The sequence below is a fragment of the Pinisolibacter sp. DMC100 genome (assembly GCF_056313705.1).
Genome location: NZ_JBQUZT010000001.1, coordinates 188,761 through 205,688 on the forward strand (window position 1 = coordinate 188,761; position 16,928 = coordinate 205,688).

15 protein-coding genes are annotated in these 16,928 nt (G+C 69.4%); all 15 read right to left on the reverse strand.

What is annotated here, in order from left to right:
- Positions 1-44 precede the first annotated feature (44 nt).
- The 15 genes from ACT541_RS00900 to ACT541_RS00970 all read right to left on the reverse strand — a co-directional run bounded on the left by ACT541_RS00900 (position 45) and on the right by ACT541_RS00970 (position 16,927).
- Complete coding sequence (locus ACT541_RS00900; RefSeq protein ID WP_476133542.1) at positions 45-791, reverse strand: L,D-transpeptidase; 747 nt, start codon at positions 789-791, stop codon at positions 45-47.
- A gap of 191 nt (positions 792-982) precedes the next feature.
- On the reverse strand, positions 983-1,633 hold the full coding sequence (locus ACT541_RS00905) for a class II aldolase/adducin family protein (protein ID WP_476133544.1): 651 nt from the start codon (positions 1,631-1,633) through the stop codon (positions 983-985).
- Positions 1,630-2,376, reverse strand: coding sequence for an amino acid ABC transporter ATP-binding protein (locus ACT541_RS00910; RefSeq protein ID WP_476133546.1), 747 nt, complete (start codon positions 2,374-2,376; stop codon positions 1,630-1,632). The genes ACT541_RS00905 and ACT541_RS00910 overlap by 4 nt, the downstream gene beginning before the upstream one ends.
- Positions 2,377-2,394: 18 nt before the next feature.
- Positions 2,395-3,525, reverse strand: coding sequence for an amino acid ABC transporter permease (locus ACT541_RS00915; protein WP_476133548.1), 1,131 nt, complete (start codon positions 3,523-3,525; stop codon positions 2,395-2,397).
- A gap of 141 nt (positions 3,526-3,666) precedes the next feature.
- Positions 3,667-4,515 carry an ABC transporter substrate-binding protein gene (locus ACT541_RS00920; protein WP_476133549.1) on the reverse strand — a complete coding sequence of 283 codons (849 nt, stop codon included), beginning with the start codon at positions 4,513-4,515 and terminating at the stop codon, positions 3,667-3,669.
- A gap of 159 nt (positions 4,516-4,674) precedes the next feature.
- Positions 4,675-6,279 (reverse strand): phytoene desaturase family protein, encoded by a 1,605-nt coding sequence (locus ACT541_RS00925; RefSeq protein ID WP_476133551.1) that lies wholly within the window; start codon positions 6,277-6,279, stop codon positions 4,675-4,677.
- 442 nt (positions 6,280-6,721) lie between these two features.
- Positions 6,722-8,113: a sensor histidine kinase gene (locus tag ACT541_RS00930; protein ID WP_476133552.1), complete on the reverse strand. Its 1,392-nt coding sequence runs from the start codon at positions 8,111-8,113 to the stop codon at positions 6,722-6,724.
- Entirely contained in the window at positions 8,094-9,560 is a 1,467-nt protein-coding gene (locus ACT541_RS00935; protein ID WP_476133553.1) for a sigma-54-dependent transcriptional regulator, read from the reverse strand. Before ACT541_RS00935 ends, ACT541_RS00930 begins: the two co-directional genes overlap by 20 nt.
- A 44-nt stretch (positions 9,561-9,604) precedes the next feature.
- Positions 9,605-10,633: a hydrogenase expression/formation protein HypE gene (gene hypE / locus ACT541_RS00940; RefSeq protein WP_476135995.1), complete on the reverse strand. Its 1,029-nt coding sequence runs from the start codon at positions 10,631-10,633 to the stop codon at positions 9,605-9,607.
- A 35-nt stretch (positions 10,634-10,668) separates the two neighbouring features.
- A complete protein-coding gene (gene hypD / locus ACT541_RS00945; protein WP_476133554.1) occupies positions 10,669-11,820 on the reverse strand; it encodes a hydrogenase formation protein HypD in 1,152 nt (383 codons plus the stop codon).
- On the reverse strand, positions 11,817-12,053 hold the full coding sequence (locus ACT541_RS00950; RefSeq protein ID WP_476133556.1) for a HypC/HybG/HupF family hydrogenase formation chaperone: 237 nt from the start codon (positions 12,051-12,053) through the stop codon (positions 11,817-11,819). The genes hypD and ACT541_RS00950 overlap by 4 nt, the downstream gene beginning before the upstream one ends.
- Before the next feature lie 13 nt (positions 12,054-12,066).
- Positions 12,067-14,397, reverse strand: coding sequence for a carbamoyltransferase HypF (hypF, locus tag ACT541_RS00955; protein ID WP_476133558.1), 2,331 nt, complete (start codon positions 14,395-14,397; stop codon positions 12,067-12,069).
- Between the two features lie 10 nt (positions 14,398-14,407).
- Positions 14,408-15,469, reverse strand: coding sequence for a hydrogenase nickel incorporation protein HypB (hypB, locus tag ACT541_RS00960; RefSeq protein WP_476133560.1), 1,062 nt, complete (start codon positions 15,467-15,469; stop codon positions 14,408-14,410).
- Positions 15,469-15,810 carry a hydrogenase maturation nickel metallochaperone HypA gene (gene hypA / locus ACT541_RS00965; protein WP_476133562.1) on the reverse strand — a complete coding sequence of 114 codons (342 nt, stop codon included), beginning with the start codon at positions 15,808-15,810 and terminating at the stop codon, positions 15,469-15,471. Before hypA ends, hypB begins: the two co-directional genes overlap by 1 nt.
- Complete coding sequence (locus tag ACT541_RS00970; protein WP_476133564.1) at positions 15,803-16,927, reverse strand: hypothetical protein; 1,125 nt, start codon at positions 16,925-16,927, stop codon at positions 15,803-15,805. Before ACT541_RS00970 ends, hypA begins: the two co-directional genes overlap by 8 nt.
- Position 16,928: the final 1 nt, after the last annotated feature.

Genomic DNA, 16,928 nt, shown 5'->3' on the forward strand with positions numbered 1-16,928 from the left:
CCGAAGGGCGCCCCGGATCATCCCGGTCGGGCGCCCTTCGTGCCTCAGGCGGGACGCACCACGACCGGTGTACCGATCGGAACCCGGCGGTGGAGATCGATCACGTCGTGATTGAGCAGGCGGATGCAGCCCGACGACACGGCCTTGCCGATGCTCGACGGATCGTTGTTGCCGTGGATGCGATAGAGCGTGTCGCGATCGCCCTGGAACAGGTAGAGCGCGCGGGCGCCGAGCGGGTTCTCCGGCCCGCCGGGCATGCCGGAGGCCCATTTGGCGGCTTCCTCGTCGCGCAGCGTCATTTCGCGCGGCGGCGTCCAGGTCGGCCATTCCGCCTTGCGCCGGATCGTCGCCCGCCCCGACCAGGCGAAGCCCTCGCGGCCGACGCCGACGCCGTAGCGGATGGCGTCGCCGTCGTCGCGCACCAGATAGAGATAGCGCTCGCCCGGATCGATCACGATCGTGCCGGGTTGTTCCGGCCCGCGCCAGCGCACCAGCGCGCGCAGATAGGCCGGATCGACCTCGGAGAAATCGAGCGGATCGACGATGAAACGGCCGTCGTCGATCTCGCCGTACATGGTGAGATACTGCGATGGAATGTGGCCGCCGGTGCCGATCTCGCTGGCGCGGCGACGCACGCGCGTCTCGTAACCGTCGCTCTCGAAATCCCAGCGCTCGACGCGCGCCGATGCGGCACAGCCGGCCAGCGCCAACGGCAGGCCGGCGATCAGGGCGCGCCGCGACCAGGTCTTGGCCGCGCCGCGTCGGTCATCGCGGAAAATGTCTTCGAACATGAATCACCTCGACTGCGGACACCCCCGACCATCACCACCCCGCATGGAGATAGTGGGGCAGAGATGGGGCGAGGAAAGGTCTGCCGCCCCTCTCGATCACGAAGCGGCGGCCTGTGGCCGAAATGCCGCGCCGCATCGCTCCGGGATGAACGCTCCGGCGAGCCGATCGTTCCCTCGCGACCGCAGATCGCCTAGCGGCGTCCGTAGGTCGAGAACTTCTCGGCCGCCGCCGCGATCTCGTCGTCGGTGAGGATCACCGGATCGCCGAGGAGCAGCGCCTGATGGTACTGGAAGGCGAGCGTCTCGAGCTCGACCGCCAGCCACAGCGCCCGCGCCATGGTCGGCGCCACGGTGATCGAGCCGTGATTGGCGAGGAGGCAGCCGTTGCGCCCCTCGAGCGCGGCGAGCGCCGCCGCCGAGAGCTCCGGCGTGCCGAAGGTGGCGTAGTCCGAGCAGGGAATGGTCGGACCGCCGAAACCGGCGATCATGTAGTGGACCGCCGGGATCGGCCGCCGTCCGATGGCGAGCACGGTGGCGTAGGGCGAATGGGTGTGGACCACCGCGTTCGCTTCCGGTCGTGCCCTGAGGATGTCGCGGTGGAAGCGCCATTCCGACGACGGCGGCCGCGGCCCCTCCCATCCGCCGGCCTCGTCGGAGAGATCCATCTTCGCGACGAGATCGGCCGTCAGCTCCGCCGGCGGCACCGCCGAGGGCGTGATCAGCATGGCGTCGCCGAAGCGCAGCGACACGTTGCCCGAGGTGCCGCGATTGAGCCCGGAGGTCCCGAGCTCGCGCATCGCCGCGACCACCGTCTCGCGCGCCGCGCGCTCGGTCTCGTTCACAGTCGTCCCGCCTCGATGATCCGCTGCAGGAAGGCGCGGGTGCGCTCGTCCTTCGGGTCGGAGAAGATCTGGCTCGGCGGTCCCTCCTCGTGGACGACGCCGCCGTAGAGGAAGCAGACCTTGGAGGCCACTTCCTTGGCGAAGCCCATCTCGTGGGTGGCGAGCACCATGGTCATGCCCTCGTCGCGCAGGTCGCGGACGATGTCGAGCACTTCGGCGACGAGTTCGGGATCGAGCGCCGAGGTGATCTCGTCGAGCAGCATGACGATCGGGTCCATGGCGAGCGCGCGCACGATCGCCACGCGCTGCTGCTGGCCGCCCGACAGCCGATCGGGGAACTCGTTCGCCTTGTGGTCGAGGCGGATGCGGGCGAGGAGCTCCATCGCCCGTTCCTTCGCCTCCGCGCGGCTCTGCCCCAGCACCTTCACCGGCGCCGCGGTGATGTTGTCGAGGACGCTCATGTGCGGGAAGAGGTTGAACGACTGGAAGACGATGCCGACGTCGCGGCGCAGCGCGTCGACATCGACGCCGGGGCCGGAGACGCGGTCGCCGTGCAGCCGGATCTCACCGGAATCGATCGTCTCGAGCCCGTTGATGCAGCGCAGGAGCGTGGACTTGCCGCAACCCGAGGGGCCGATCAGGCAGACCACCTGATGCTCCTCGATGTCGAGCGTGATGCCGTTGAGAACGGGGACCACCCCGCCGTAGGACTTGCGGACGTCGCGGATCTCGACGAGTGCCATGAGTTTCTCCGTCCGTCCTCAGCTGCCGGCGCGCATGCGCTTCTGGTCGCGCTCGATCAGCTTGTCGACGAGGCGGGCCTGCGGAATGGTGATGAGCACGAAGAGCACCGCCACCGTCGTCACCGACGACAGATTGAAGTGGTTCGAAGCGATGATCTTGGCCTGGTTGAAGGCGTCGACGGTGCCGATGACGCTGACCAGCGCCGTGTCCTTCTGCAGCGAGATGAAGTCGTTGAGCAGCGGCGGAATGATCCGGCGCACCGCCTGCGGCACGACGACGAAGCGCAGCGTCTGGGTGTGCGAGAAGCCGAGCGAACGCGCCGCCGCGGTCTGCGACCAGTGCACGCTCTCGATGCCCGAGCGATAGACCTCGGAGACATAGGCGCCGTAGGTCAGCGTCAGCGCCAGGATCGCGAACATCGTCGGCGACATGTCGCGCAGGATCGGCAGGTCGGTCAGCGGCAGGCCGAAGCCGACCAGATAGATCGCGATGATCGCCGGCAGGCCGCGGAAGAGATCGACATAGGCCGTGGCGATCAGGCGCACCGGCGCCCCCGCCCGGCCCGGCGCCAGCCGCGCCACCGCGATCAGCAGACCCCAGATCAGCACCAGGATCTCGGCGATCACGAAGATCTCGACATTGATCCAGAAGGCGGCGCCGACGAGGTGGAAGGTCTCGAAGATCAGCGACAGATCGAAGAAGGTGCGTCCGACCGCGACCTCGTTGGCCACCAGGAAGAGGCCGAAGAACAGCACGATCGCCGCCGCCGCCGCATAGCCGATGGCGACCCAGGAATGTTCCCGCGCCGCCGCCGTCTCGGCCCGCGCCTCGGCGACGTCGGTCGCCGCCAGACGGTCGGCCTTGACCGCCCCGAAGAAGCCCTGCAGCGCCGGCACGAAGACGACGAGGAAACCGGCCACCACCGCGAAGAGCCCGGCGGTCGCCCAGTCCGACTCCACACCGATCGAGGCGAGCCCGTCGCGCACCGCGCCGGCGGTGGCGAGGCCGGCGGCGATCAGACCGACGACGACGAGTATCGCCAGAAGCGCAATCCCCTTTGCCGATTTCGGCGGCGCCGGCGTCCACTTGCGGGTGGCGCGCGGCGCCCGGATTCGCGGCGGCTGCGATGCGTCGGGAAGGTCGTCCATGCTGTGTCTCGCTCGTGTCGGGACCGAGTGACCGCACGCCCGGCGGCGCCGGGCGCGAGGATCGGAAGAGGGGATCCGGTCGTACGACCGGCGGCGGGTTTCCCCGCCGCCGTCCGCTTCAGCCGAGATCGGCTCGGAACATCAGGGCTTGAAATACGGGATCTTGGTCGGATCCGCACCCCACGTGGCGGCGAGATACTTCGCGGCCAGCTTCTTGGTGGTGCCGTCGGCGATCAGAGCCTGCAGCGCCTTGTCGAGGGTCGCGGCGTTGGCCGAACCCTTCGGGAAGAGCGCGCCGTACTTCTCGCCGGTCGAGTACTGGCCGACGACGACCATCTTGCCCTTGGATTCGGCGGCCTGGCCGAGCACGATCGCCGTGTCGGTCATGGCGACGTCGATCTGGTTGGCCATCAGCGCGGTGAACATCGCCGGGGTGTCCGGGAACACCTTGGCTTCGGTCTTCGGCTTCAGCGTCTCCTTGACGAAGTCGGTGCCGGTGGTGCCGGCCTGGACGCCGATGCGCAGGCCCTTCATGTCGCCGCTCTCGATCTTCTTGCTCTTCTTGGCCAGGACGCCGACGTCACTGTCGAAGTAGGGAACCGAGAACTGCACCACTTCCTTGCGCTTGTCGGTGATCGAGATCTGCGACAGGGCGATGTCGAAGTCCTTGGTGTTGCCGGCGACGAGCGCGTCGAAGTCGACGTTCTTCAGCACCACCTTGTCGAGGCCGACGCGCCACGCGATGTTGGCGGCGAGGCAATACTCGTAACCGTCCTTGATGGCTTCCGGCGTGTCGCCGTTGTTCCAGCCCGGCGCCGGAAGGTTGGTCTCATAGGTCAGCTGGCCCGGAATGGCCGGCGTGATCGAGAACTCGCCCTTCTTGCCGGTCAGTTCGCAGTTGCCGATCTTGTCGGCGGCCGCGGCGGTACCGACGAAGGCACCGAAGGCGACGAGAGCAATTCCGAGACGGACTTTCGACTTGGAAATCATGGGGATCTGCCTCTTGTGGCGAAAGGCGCGGAGGGCCGACGGGGTGCCGGTCCTTGGCCGCATGTTAACGCCGAAATCGCCGGATGGAACCGGAAAAAACAGCGATCGGAAGGTTGTTTCGGGGATGGATTTTCCTCGACACCGCCGCATCCCGCCCGCTCAGAGGCGGCGACGCTTCGCATCTGCCAAAATCTCGCGCGCGGCGTTGTGCCCCGGCGCGCCCGTCACGCCGCCGCCCGGGTGGGTGCCCGAGCCGCACATGTAGAGACCGGCGACCGGCGCACGATAATCGGCGTGTCCCATCACCGGCCGCGCCGAGAACATCTGGTCGAGCCCGAGGGCGCCGTGGAAGATGTCGCCGCCGACGAGGCCGAACTTGCGTTCGAGATCGAGCGGCGAATGGATCTGCCGGCCGACGACCGAGGCCGCGAAGCCCGGCGCATGGGCATCGACCGTGGCGATCATCAGATCGGCGACCTCCTCGCGCGCCTCGTCCCACGACCGGCCGTCCGGCAGCGTCGGCGCCACCTGCTGGCAGAACAGCGAGGCGACGTGGGCACCCTGTGGCGCCAGCGAGGAATCGAGCGTCGAGGGGATCAGCATCTCGACGATCGGCGCCTTCGACCAGCCGTGGCGGCGGGCGTCGAAGAAGGCGTCCTCCATGTATTTCAGCGACGGCGCGATCACGATGCCGGCGGTGTGGTGGTCGGCGACCTCGCGCCCCGGCCGGCAGGTGAAGCTCGGCAGCTCGGAGAGCGCGACATTCATGCGGAAGGTGCCCGAGCCCGACTTCCACGAGGCGATGCGGTCGCGGAAGTCGTCCGGCAGCGTCGCCGGGTCGAGCAGCTTCTCGAAGGTGAGCTTCGGGTGGAGGTTGGAGACCACCGCGCGGGCGCGGATGGTCTCGCCCGCCTCCGTCACGACGCCGACGGCGCGGCCGTTCTCGACCAGGATCTCGGCGACGCCGGCTTCCGTCCGGATCTCGACGCCGCGCGACCGCGCCGACGACGCCATGGCCCGGGTGATCGCACCCATGCCGCCGATCGCGTGGCCCCAGACGCCGCGCTTGCCGTTCACCTCGCCGAAGCAGTGGTGCAGCAGCACATAGGCCGAGCCGGCGGCATAGGGGCTGGCATAGTTGCCGACGATGCCGTCGAAGCCGTAGATCGCCTTGATCGGATCGCTCTCGAACCACTGGTCGAGGAAGTCGCCGGCCGAACGGGTGAAGATCTCCAGCAGGTCGCGCTGGCCGGAAAGATCCAGCCGGCGGAAGCGGTTGCCGACCTTGCCGGCCGCGAGCATCTGCCCGAGCGTCTCGATCAGCCCGCGCCCCGTCGTGACGTTGGGCGGGGTCTCGAGCACCAGATCGCGCAGCACGTCGGCCATCCGCTCCAGCCGGTCGCCGTAGGCATCGAGCCGTTCGGCGTCGCGTGCCGAGAAGGTGGCGACCGACGCCTTGGTCCGGCCGGGGCCGATCTCCAGCGCCCGCCCGTCGGGCAGCGGCAGGAAGTTCGACATCCGCCGCTCGACGACCTCGAGCCCGTGCTTCGCCAGCTCGAGATCGCGGATCACCTTCGGATTGAGCAGCGACACCGTGTAGGCGGCGGCGGAGTTGCGGAAGCCGGGATGGAACTCCTCGGTGACGGCACAGCCGCCGACGACGTCGCGTCGCTCGAGCACCAACACCTTCAACCCGCCGGCCGCCAGATAGCCCGCCGTCGTCAGCCCGTTGTGGCCCGCTCCGATCACGATGACGTCGTGCATGCTTCCCGCCCTCTCGCGCCCTCGGCCCCCGCCGAAATCCGTGTGATACGGTCGTCAAAGAACTTTCGTCGTCAAGCGGGATTTTGCGGAGACGCTGCCCGATCTCGAGGCAGGGCCGAAACGAGGCACTCGACACACCGCGGACGGACGAGGTGCCGCCGCCGTTTGCAACGCGGCGCCGTGGGACGAAGGGTCGCGCCACGATGCGCGGCGCTCCCCCCTCCCATCAGGGGAGGGGTCGAGGGTGGGGTGACGGGAGTTGCAGTGAGGTCATGGGAGTCGCCGAAGTCGGAACGAGCCCGGCTGCGCCCGAGATGCCGAACCGCCGAACCCCACCCGCCTCGCTGCGCTCGGCACCCTCCCCTGAAGGGAGGGTGAAGCGGAGGCGGCGCCATGAGAACCATCGACGTTCGGGGATGTTCGAGAGCCGACCGACCGCCCCTCACCCGCCCGCGCGGCGGCTGCCCGGCTGGTGGCGCGGCAGGCGCAGTTGGAAGACCGCCCCCCTGACCGGCCCGTTCGCCGCCGACAGCGAGCCGCCGTGCTCGCGGGCGATGGCATAGGAGATCCAGAGCCCCAGACCCGTCCCCTCGCCCACCACCTTGGTGGTGAAGAAGGGTTCGAAGATCTTGTCGGCGACCCCGTCGGCGATGCCGGCGCCGTTGTCGGCGACCTCGATCACCACGTCGTCGCCCTGGGCATGCATCGCGATCGCCACGTGCGGCTCGGCGACCGCCTTGACCGCGTCGAGTGCGTTGTCGACCAGATTGACCAGCACCTGGTGGATCTTGCCCTCCTCGCCCTCGACCGTCAGGCCGGGTTCGAGATCGGTCTCGAGCTTGGCCGGAACGTTCTTCGCCCGCATCGCCCATTGCGCCGCCGTGCCGATCAGCTTGGCGAGGTCGACGGTCGCATTCTCGCTGGCGCGCGAGAAGGAAAGCCGGCGAAGGTTCTTGACGATCTCGGAGATGCGCATGGCGCCCTCGAGCGTCCCTTCGATCAACGGCGCGAGGTCGGCGAGGATGGCGCCGACCCGGCTCTCGCGCTTCAGCCGATCGACCGCGGCCCGCGGCGCCTCTTCTTCCAGGGCGCCGATGTAGCGTTCCAGGCTCTTGCGATAGCGCTCGAGCGTGTGGATGTTGCCGTAGACGAAGGAGATCGGGTTGTTGAGCTCGTGGGCGACGCCGGCGACGAGGCGGCCGAGGCTCGCCATCTTCTCCTGCTCGATCAGCTTGCGCTGCGCCTTCTGCAGCTCCATGTGCGCCTTGTGCAGCGCCTCGTAGGCGCGCCGCAGCTCGCCGATCGGCCGCCCGGTCAAGACCGCGCCGACCCGGTGACCGTTGTGGTCGAAACGGGCCGAGACGTTCATCGCCATCAGGTCGGAGGCGCCCTCGGCGGTCAGGAACGACAGCTCGAGCTCGCGCACCTCGCCCTCGACGCCCGACAGCAGCGCGTTGCGCGCCTTGGCCCGGTCGCCCTCGACGACGAGATCGCCGAGCCGCTCGCCGAGCACCGCCTCGAGCGGCCGGGCGATGATGCGCGAGAAGGCGGGATTGGCCTTCACCACCGCGCCGCGCTCGTCGACCACCACGAGAATGTCGGAGACCGAGGCGATCACCGAGGAGATGAAGCCCTCGGCCGCTTCCAGCTCGGCATTCTTGGTCTCGAGATCCGCCTCGTAGCGCAGCAGGTCGGAGTAGACCGCGTCCATCTTCGCGATGACGTCGATCCACATCTCCTCACCGGCGCCGTCGAGCCCGGCCCCGCCTTCGTCGAAGACATGGGCCATCAGGTTCGCCGGCCGCGGCCGCAGATCAGTCTCGCTCGTCGTCATCGAGGTCTCGTCTCAGATCGTAGCGGTGGATCTTCGCCCGAAGACCGACGCGCGACAATCCGAGTTCGGCGGCCACCCGCGAGATGTTGCCGTTCAGCCGGTCGAGCGCCTCGGCGATCACCTCGCGCTCCAGCGACTCGACCCGCTCCTTGAGCTGCGGCCGCGGACCGGAAGCGTCGACCACTCGCATCGGCCGGCCGGCATGGGCGATGCGCGGCGACAGGAGATCGATGCCGAGCGCCCCGTCGCGATCCGACAGCGCCACCATGCGCTGGATCTCGTTGGCGAGTTCACGGACGTTGCCCGGCCACTCGTAACGCGTCATCGCCGCCAGCGTCTCACCGGTGAAGCCCGGCACGTCGCGCTTAAAGGCGCGATTGACGTCGCCGAGGATCCGCGCCGCGATCGCCGGCACGTCCATGGCGCGTTCGGCGAGCGACGGCAGATGGATCGGGAAGGCCGCCAGCCGATAGAACAGGTCGCGGCGGAAGCGCCCGGCGTCGACCTCGTTCATCAGGTTGCGGTTGGTCGCGGCGATGACGCGGACGTCGACCTTCCGCGGCCGCTGCGCGCCGAGTGGACGGATCTCGCCCTCCTGCAGCACGCGCAGCAGCTTCACCTGGAAGGCCGGCGAGGTCTCGCCGATCTCGTCGAGGAAGATCGTGCCGCCGTCGGCCACTTCGAACAGACCGATGCGGTCCTGATAGGCGCCGGTGAAGGCGCCCTTCTTGCAGCCGAAGAGTTCGCTCTCGAGCAGATCGTCCGGCAACGCGCCGCAGTTCTCGACGACGAAGGGTTGATCGGCCCGGCCCGACCCGTTGTGGATCGCCCGCGCGAGAAGCTCCTTGCCGGTGCCCGAGGCGCCGGTGATCAGCACCGAGATGTCGTAGTCGGTCGCCCGCTTGGCCAGCGCGATGGCATGGGCCACCGGGCTCGCCGGCTCGTGGACGATCTTGTCGAAGTCGCCGAGCCGCCGCTGCGCCCGCCGCATGTCGCCGACCACCGAGGTCAGCCGCTTCGGCGAGGGCTTCGCCTCCACCTCCACCGCCCCGGCCCCGCCGGCCTCGCGCTGCGCCCAATAGAGCCGCGAGGCCTCGCGCACCGTGTCGATCAGCCGATCCGGGTGCCAGGGCTTGGTGATGTAGTGATAGATCCCCGCCTCGTTGACGCCGGCGATGATGTCCTCCGAGTCCGTGTAGCCGGAGATGATCATGCGGATCGGGTCGGGCCACTGGTCGCGGACCCGTTTTAGGAAGTCGACGCCGTTCTCGCCCGGCATGCGTTGATCGCACAGGATGACCTGCACCATCTCGCCGGCCAGCACGTCCTCGGCCTCCGCCGCCCCACGCACGGAGATGACCTCGAACTCCTCCGCCAGCACGCGGCGGATCGCCTCGAGGCTGCGGATCTCGTCGTCGATGACGAGCACCGTGGCATTGCCCGGCATCACTGTTCCCCCGATTGGCTCACGATCGTTCCCCTCGATCGGCATCAGCAGATGCGCGGCAACTGCTCGCCCGACAGCCAGTCGACGATGCGACCGCCGCCGAACGACGTCGTCATCTGCACGAAGAACTGGTCGTCCGCGATCACCTCGCCGACGATCGCCGCTTCCGCCCCCAGAGGGTGCGCGCGCATCGCCGCCAGCACCGCCTCGGCACCCTCCGGCGCCACGACGGCGATCAGCTTGCCCTCGTTGGCGACGTTGAGCGGATCGAGACCGAGGAATTCGCAGGCCGCATGGACCTCCGGCTTCACCGGCACGTCGTCTTCCTCGATGCGGACGCCGACCCGCGACTGGTGGGCGATCTCGTTGAGGGTGGCCGCGAGCCCGCCGCGCGTCGGATCGCGCAGCAGGCGCAGATGCGGCGCCCCCGCCTCGATCATCGCCGCGACCAGCCCGTGGAGGGCGGCCGAATCCGAGACGATCGCGGTGTCAAAGGTCAGGTTCTCGCGGCTCGACATGATGGCGACGCCGTGGTCGCCGATCGATCCGGAGACGATCACCTTGTCGCCCGGCCGCGCCCGGTCGCCCGACAGTTCGACGCCCGCCGCCACCACGCCGATGCCGGCGGTGGAGATGAAGACGCCGTCGGCCTTGCCGCGCTCGACCACCTTGGTGTCGCCGGTGACGATCGGCACACCCGCCTCGCGTGCCGCCTCGCCCATCGTGTCGGCGATCCGCTTCAGATCCGCCAGCGGGAAGCCCTCTTCGATGATGAAGGAGGCCGACAGCGCCACCGGCCGCGCGCCGCCCATGGCGACGTCGTTGATCGTGCCGTGGACCGCCAGCGAACCGATGTTGCCACCGGGGAAGAACAGCGGCGACACGACGTAGCCGTCGGTGGTCATCACCATCTTCTCGCCGGGACCGGCCGGCGCCGGGAAGGTCGCCTGATCGTTGCCCTGGTCGAGCAGCGGATTGGAGAAGGCCTCGTGGAAGATCTCGGAGATCAGCTGCGCCATGGCCCGGCCGCCCGAACCGTGCGAGAGGTCGACGCGACCGTTCTTGAGATCCATCTTGCGATGACGCACGCGGGGATTGGAGAGCTGGTTCACGAGGCTTTCCTTTCAGCCTGCTTCGCCTTCACCCGGAAGCGGCCATAGGTCCAGTGCGCCGCGCAGGCGCCTTCCGACGACACCATGCAGGAGCCCATCGGCGTCTCGGGCGTGCAGACCGTGCCGAAGAGCTTGCAGTCGGCCGGCTCCTTGGCGCCGATCAGGATGGTGCCGCATTCGCAGGCCGGATTGTCCGAGGCCTCGATGCGCTTCACCGCGAAACGCTTCTCGGCATCGAACTCCGCCCATTCGTCGCGCAGCTTCAGCGCCGAGTCCGGGATCGAGCCGAGACCGCGCCATTCGAAGGCGTCGCGCAGATCGAAGACCTCCCCGACCAGCGCCTGCGCCGCGCGGTTGCCCTCGCGGGTGACGGCGCGGATGTACTGGTTCTCGACCTCGGAGCGACCCTCGTTCATCTGACGCACCAGCATCAGGATCGACTGCATCACGTCGAGCGGCTCGAAGCCGGAGACGACGATGCGCTGGCCGTACTCCTCGACGAACGTGTCGTAGGGCTCGAGGCCGATCACCGCCGAGACGTGGGACGGTCCGAGGAAGCCCTGGATCTTCACCGGCGAATGACCGTCGATCTCCGGCGCGTCGAGGATGGCGCGGATCGCCGAGGGCGTCAGCACGTGGTTGACGAAGCAGGTGAGGTTCGTCAGCCCCTTCTTCTTGGCGAGCTTCACCGCCATGGCCGTCGGCGGCGTCGTCGTCTCGAAGCCGATGGCGAAGAAGACGACCTGCCGGTTCGGGTTCTCCTCGGCGATGCGCACCGCGTCGAGGGTCGAATAGACCATGCGGATGTCGCTGCCCGATGCCTTCGCCTTGATCAGCGAGGTGCCCTTGGAACCCGGCACGCGCATCAGGTCGGCGTAGGTGAGGAGCGTCACCTCCGGATTCTTGGCGAGCTCGATCGCCTCGTCGATCCGGCCGATCGGCAGCACGCAGACCGGGCAACCGGGCCCATGGATCATCCTGACGTTCTTCGGCAGCAGATCCTCGAGCCCGTAGCGCGAGATCGCATGGGTGTGGCCGCCACAGAACTCCATGAAGGCGTAGGAGCGGGCCGGATCGGCCTCGGCCGCGATGGTCGCGGCGACCGCGCGGGCGAGTTTGCCGTCGCGATATTCGTCGACGTATTTCATTGCACCGCCCCCTTCGCCAAGGCGCCGGCCTCGGCGAGAAGACGCAGCGTCTCGGCCGCCTCTTCCGCGTCGATCTTGGCGAGCGCGTAGCCGACATGGACGATCACGTAGTCGCCGGGCGCCACGCCCTCGACCATCGCGACCGAGATTTCCTTGGTGACGCCGTCGAGATTGACGCGCGCCATGTCGTCGGGAAGCAGTTCACTCACGAGAGCGGGGATGGCGAGACACATGGTGTCGGCTCCTTCAGGGGATCGTCTTGTCGTCTTGGATCGGGGTGATGAGATGGGCACGGCCGAGCGCGGCCTGACCCAGCGAGAGGCCGCCGTCGCCCGGCGGGACCTTCTCGGCAAAGAGCGGACGGAAGCCGCGCGCGACGAGGCCCTCGTCGAGGCCGGTCGCGAGCACGCGGTTCATCAGGCAGCCGCCGCCGAGCGCGACCCGCTCGCCCGGCACGGCGAGCGCCGCGACGAGGGCGAGGAGACTGTCGACAACGGCCCCGTGGAAGAGCTCGGCACCGGCGCGGGCGTCGAGCCCCGGCCGGCAGAGCTCGGCCAGCAGCGGTCGGAAGTCGAGCACGCCGTCGTCGATCCGGTAGAGGCCGGAGCCGCGAACGGGTGCGCGCACCAGCGCCTCGAGCTCCATCGCCGCCTGTCCCTCGTGGTCCTGCACGAGCCTGAGCCCGAGAAGACCGGCGGCGGCATCGAAGAGCCGGCCGAGCGAGGTCGTCGTCGCCTCGCGACCCGAGGCGAGGCGATCGGCCAGCGGCCCGACCATCGCGGCCGGCATGCGGGGATGGTTTGCCGCCTCGAGATCGGCAGTGAAGCGCTTCTTCGCCGCCTCGAGGTCGCCGGCGAGATGGGCCGCCGCCAGCGCCATGCGCCAGGGCTCGCGCGCCGCGCGGTCGCCGCCCGGCAGAGCGATCGGCGCCAGCCGGCCGAGCCGGGCGAAGCCCGCGCCCTCGATGCGGATCGCCTCGCCGCCCCAGGCGGCACCGTCGTCGCCGTGGCCGATGCCGTCGAGCGCCAGACCGAAGATCGGCCCGCCGATCCCGTGTTCCGCCGCCACCGCCGCGACATGGGCGGCGTGGTGCTGCACCGGCAGGCAGGGCACCGCGAACTCGGCGGCGAAGCGCGACGAGCGATAGTCGGGGTGGAGGTCGCAGACCACCAGCTCCGGCTCGACGTCGAGCAGCGCCATCAGATGGGCCGCCGTCTCGCGGTAGAACTTGACCGTCTCGGCGGTGTCGAGATCGCCGACGTGCTGCGAGACGAAGGCCTCGCGCCCGCGCGTCACGCAGACCGTCGCCTTGAGATGGGCGCCGGTCGCCAGCACCGACGGCCCGTCGGCGCCGAGGTCGATCGGCTCCGGTACGAAGCCGCGCGCCCGGCGAATGAAGCTCGGCCGCCCGGCCACCACCTGCATGACGCTGTCGTCGGCACGGATGACGATGCCGCGATCGTGGCCGACGATCAGATCGGCGATGCCGCCGAGCCGGCGCCGCGCATCCGCGTCGTCGATCACCAGCGGCTCGCCGCCGGGATTGGCCGAGGTCGCGACGATGACGAAGTCGTTCGCCCCCTCGCGCACCGCCTTGCACGACGGCCGTCCGGCCGCTTCCCAGAAGAGCAGGTGATGCAGCGGCGTCGCCGCCAGCATCACGCCGAGGCGGGAGAGATGGGGCGCGATCGACGGCGCCACCACACCCGCAACCGCGTCCATCACCACGATCGGCGCCGCCGGCGAGGCGAGGAGCGCCCGCTCCGTCTCGCTCGCCACGACCAGCCCGTCGAGCGAGGCGAGGTTCGCCGCCATCACCGCGAAGGGCTTGGCATCGCGCTGCTTGCGCCGGCGAAGCTCCGCCACCGCCGCCTCGTTGCGCGCATCGCAGAGGAGATGGAACCCGCCGAGGCCCTTCAGCGCCACGATCTCGCCGGCGCGGATCGCCGCGACGATCGTCTCGACCGAATGGGTCAGCCGCGGTCCGCAGGCGGGACAGGCGACCGGTTCGGCATGGAAGCGTCGATCGATCGGATCGCGATAGGCGGCGGCGCAGGAGCCGCACATCGGGAAGGACGCCATCGACGTCTGCGCCCGGTCGTAGGGCAGCCGCGCCGTGATCGTCAGCCGCGGCCCGCAATGGGTGCAGTTGACGAAGGGATAGAGGTGATAGCGGCTCTCGGGATCGAAGAGATCGTCGAGACAGGCCGAACAGGTCGCGGCATCGGCCGGCACCCGCGTCCTGACCTTGCCGGCGATGCTCTCGACGATGCGGAACCCGGTCTCGCCGCGCGGCGCGAGCGGCACCGTCTCGATCGCGTCGAAGCGGGCGAGCGGCGGGCGCTCGGCTTCGAGCGCGGCGCGGAAGCCGTCGAGCCCCTCGCCCTCGACCTCGATCAGCACGCCGTCGCCGTCGTTGAGGACGTAGCCCGAAAGCCCGAAGCGCATCGCGAGCCCATAGACGAAGGGCCGCATGCCGACGCCCTGAACCGCGCCCCGGACGCGCAGGCGCAGACGATCGATCGCGGATGCGACCTCGTCCTGTCCCTGGCGTGCGAAGAGCGGATCGAGCGACATGGGTCCCTCCTCAGGCCGGACGGCGCGCGAAGCCGGCGCGCTTGTCGACCCAGGCGTAGAAGGCATCGAGCCCCTCGCCGGTGCGCGCCGACACCGTCAGCACCTCGAGCCGCGGATTCACCTGCTTCGCCGCGGCGATGCAGGCCGTGACGTCGAAGTCGAGATGCGGCAGCAGGTCCGACTTGTTGAGCAGCATCAGGTCGGCGGCGGCGAACATGTCCGGGTACTTGAGCGGCTTGTCCTCGCCTTCCGTCACCGACAGAACCGCCACCTTGTGCGCCTCGCCGAGGTCGAAGGCGGCCGGGCAGACGAGATTGCCGACGTTCTCGATGAAGAGCAGCGCGTTCTCCGGCAGATCGAGATCGCCGAGCGCCCGGCCGACCATCGAGGCGTCGAGGTGGCAGCCCTTGCCGGTGTTGACCTGGATCGCCTTGACGCCGGTGGCACGAATCCGATCCGCGTCGTTGGAGGTCTGCTGATCGCCCTCGATCACCGAGATCGGGTAACGGCCCTTCAGATCGCCGATGACCTTGCACAGCAGCGTCGTCTTGCCCGATCCGGGCGAAGAGACGAAGTTCAGAGCGAAGGCCCCCTTCTCGGCCAGCGCCCGGCGGTTGTCGCGGGCGAGCCGGTCGTTCTTGGAGAGGATGTCGCGCTCGATCCGCACCAGCCGGTCCTGCGAGATCCCCGGCACGTGGACCCCGGCGAGACCGCCGCCGTAGTGCAGATCGTCGCCCGACTTCGTCACGTGGTCATGGTCATGGTCGTGATCGTGGGTGTGCCCGTGATCGTGGCCGTGGGCATGGGAGTGACCGTGGCCGTGCTCATGCTCGTGGGCATGGGAGTGGCCGCCGTGATCGTGGTCGTGCGAATGGACGTGGGCATGGCCGTGATCGTGCGCATGGGCATGATCGGCGTCGTGGACGTGATCATGATCGTGGCCATGGTCGTGATCGTGATCGTGATCGTGATCGTGATCGTGGGAATGCCCGTGATCGTGGTCGTGATGGTGGTGTTCGCCCACCGGCTTGCCTTCGACCGTCGCCGTGCCGCAACCGCAGACCGTGCACATCACTCAACCTCCAACTCCGCGACGCGCAGATCGTCGCCGCCGGTCATCTGAACCCTGTGATTGCCGCATTCGGGGCAGGCCCCGAAGCGCTCCGACAACGGCACCGTCTTGCCGCAGTCCATGCACCAGCCCTCGCCGGGCACGCGTTCGATCTCGAGCACGGCGCCCGCCGCGATCGTGCCGCCGGTCACCGCCTCGAAGCAGAAGCGCATGGCGTCCGGTTCGACGTGAGACAGTTCGCCGATCGCGAGCTTGACCACCTTGACCGATGTCGCCCCGGCGCGGCGCGCCTCTTCCTCGACGATCTCGATCACGCTCTCCATGAGCGACATTTCATGCATCGAGCGTCTCCTCGATCGCCGCGTCCCAGCCGACGCAGGGGTCGAACAGCGCCCCGATCCGCTCCGCCCGCGTGAGCCCTTCGGGACCCGCGGGAAAGACGTTGGCGGCGAGCGTCGCCGCGAGCGGCCCCTCGGGGTGAAAGTTCCATTCGGTCGGCGCGACGATCGCCCAGGAGACGACGCGCCCGTCCTCGTCGACCCGCGCCAGATGGTGCAGCCGGCCGCGCGGGCTCTCGACCGCGGCATGACCGGTGCGTGGGCCGACCTGCCGCCCGGTGATCCAGTCGGCGCCGATGCGCAGACGATCGTCCTGCGGCGCGTCGAGCAGTTCCGCCGCTTCCGCGATCTCGGCGAGGCGAGCCGCCAGGCGGAAGCGCCCGTCGGCGAGCGTCCGCGACGTCGCCGCCCGCGCGCCCGGCCCCGCCTCCGGCTTGCGCCCGGCGAGACGCGGCAGAGTCGAGAAGCCCTCCGCATCGCGCATCAGCCCGGCGACCACCGCCTCGTCGTCGGTCGGACGAAGCGCATCGCAGCGGCCGAATCGGTCGTCGGTCGCCGCCGCGATCGTCTCGAGCGCCCGCGCCGCCCACGAGCCGGAGGCGACCGCCAACCGCCCGCGCCGATCGATCGTCGGACCGAGCCGCAGGAGGGCGCCGCGGATGCGGTCGATCGCCCCCGTCGCTTCGGTCACGGGACCGCCGACCGCGGTGCCGAGCAGGGCGTGGACGCCGGCGAGCACCGCCCGCACGTCGGCGAGCGTCTCGCGGTCCGTCGCGTCGACACCGCCGACGCCCGAGCCGGTCACCATGGCCCTGAGATGCTCACCCAGCCGCTCGGCGGCGAGACCCTGCATCCGTTCGGCGACGATCGGTTCGACGTCGCGCCCCATCGCCGCGACGATCGCGGTTTCCGCCGCCACCCAGTGGGAGCGGCCACACAGCGCATGCATCCGCGCCAGCAGCGCCGGCACCTCGCCGGCCGAGCGTCCGGCGAGCAGACGCCCCGAAAAGCCGGTCGGCCGGGTCGAACGCACGGTGACGCGCCGCGCCGCCCGCGTCTCGGGATCGACCGCGATCTCGAGCCGGATCGCGCCGGCCGAAAGGGGTGCGACGGCGGCCATG

Bases quoted from the DNA above. Each gene is read 5' to 3' on its own strand.
- ACT541_RS00900 (WP_476133542.1), bottom strand. From the start codon at position 791: ATGTTCGAAGACATTTTCCGCGATGACCGACGCGGCGCGGCCAAGACC.
- ACT541_RS00910 (WP_476133546.1), bottom strand. From the start codon at position 2,376: ATGGCACTCGTCGAGATCCGCGACGTCCGCAAGTCCTACGGCGGGGTG.
- ACT541_RS00915 (WP_476133548.1), bottom strand. From the start codon at position 3,525: ATGGACGACCTTCCCGACGCATCGCAGCCGCCGCGAATCCGGGCGCCG.
- ACT541_RS00920 (WP_476133549.1), bottom strand. From the start codon at position 4,515: ATGATTTCCAAGTCGAAAGTCCGTCTCGGAATTGCTCTCGTCGCCTTC.
- ACT541_RS00925 (WP_476133551.1), bottom strand. From the start codon at position 6,279: ATGCACGACGTCATCGTGATCGGAGCGGGCCACAACGGGCTGACGACG.
- ACT541_RS00930 (WP_476133552.1), bottom strand. From the start codon at position 8,113: ATGACGACGAGCGAGACTGATCTGCGGCCGCGGCCGGCGAACCTGATG.
- ACT541_RS00935 (WP_476133553.1), bottom strand. From the start codon at position 9,560: ATGCCGGGCAATGCCACGGTGCTCGTCATCGACGACGAGATCCGCAGC.
- hypE (WP_476135995.1), bottom strand. From the start codon at position 10,633: ATGGATCTCAAGAACGGTCGCGTCGACCTCTCGCACGGTTCGGGCGGC.
- hypD (WP_476133554.1), bottom strand. From the start codon at position 11,820: ATGAAATACGTCGACGAATATCGCGACGGCAAACTCGCCCGCGCGGTC.
- ACT541_RS00950 (WP_476133556.1), bottom strand. From the start codon at position 12,053: ATGTGTCTCGCCATCCCCGCTCTCGTGAGTGAACTGCTTCCCGACGAC.
- hypF (WP_476133558.1), bottom strand. From the start codon at position 14,397: ATGTCGCTCGATCCGCTCTTCGCACGCCAGGGACAGGACGAGGTCGCA.
- hypB (WP_476133560.1), bottom strand. From the start codon at position 15,469: ATGTGCACGGTCTGCGGTTGCGGCACGGCGACGGTCGAAGGCAAGCCG.
- hypA (WP_476133562.1), bottom strand. From the start codon at position 15,810: ATGCATGAAATGTCGCTCATGGAGAGCGTGATCGAGATCGTCGAGGAA.
- ACT541_RS00970 (WP_476133564.1), bottom strand. From the start codon at position 16,927: ATGGCCGCCGTCGCACCCCTTTCGGCCGGCGCGATCCGGCTCGAGATC.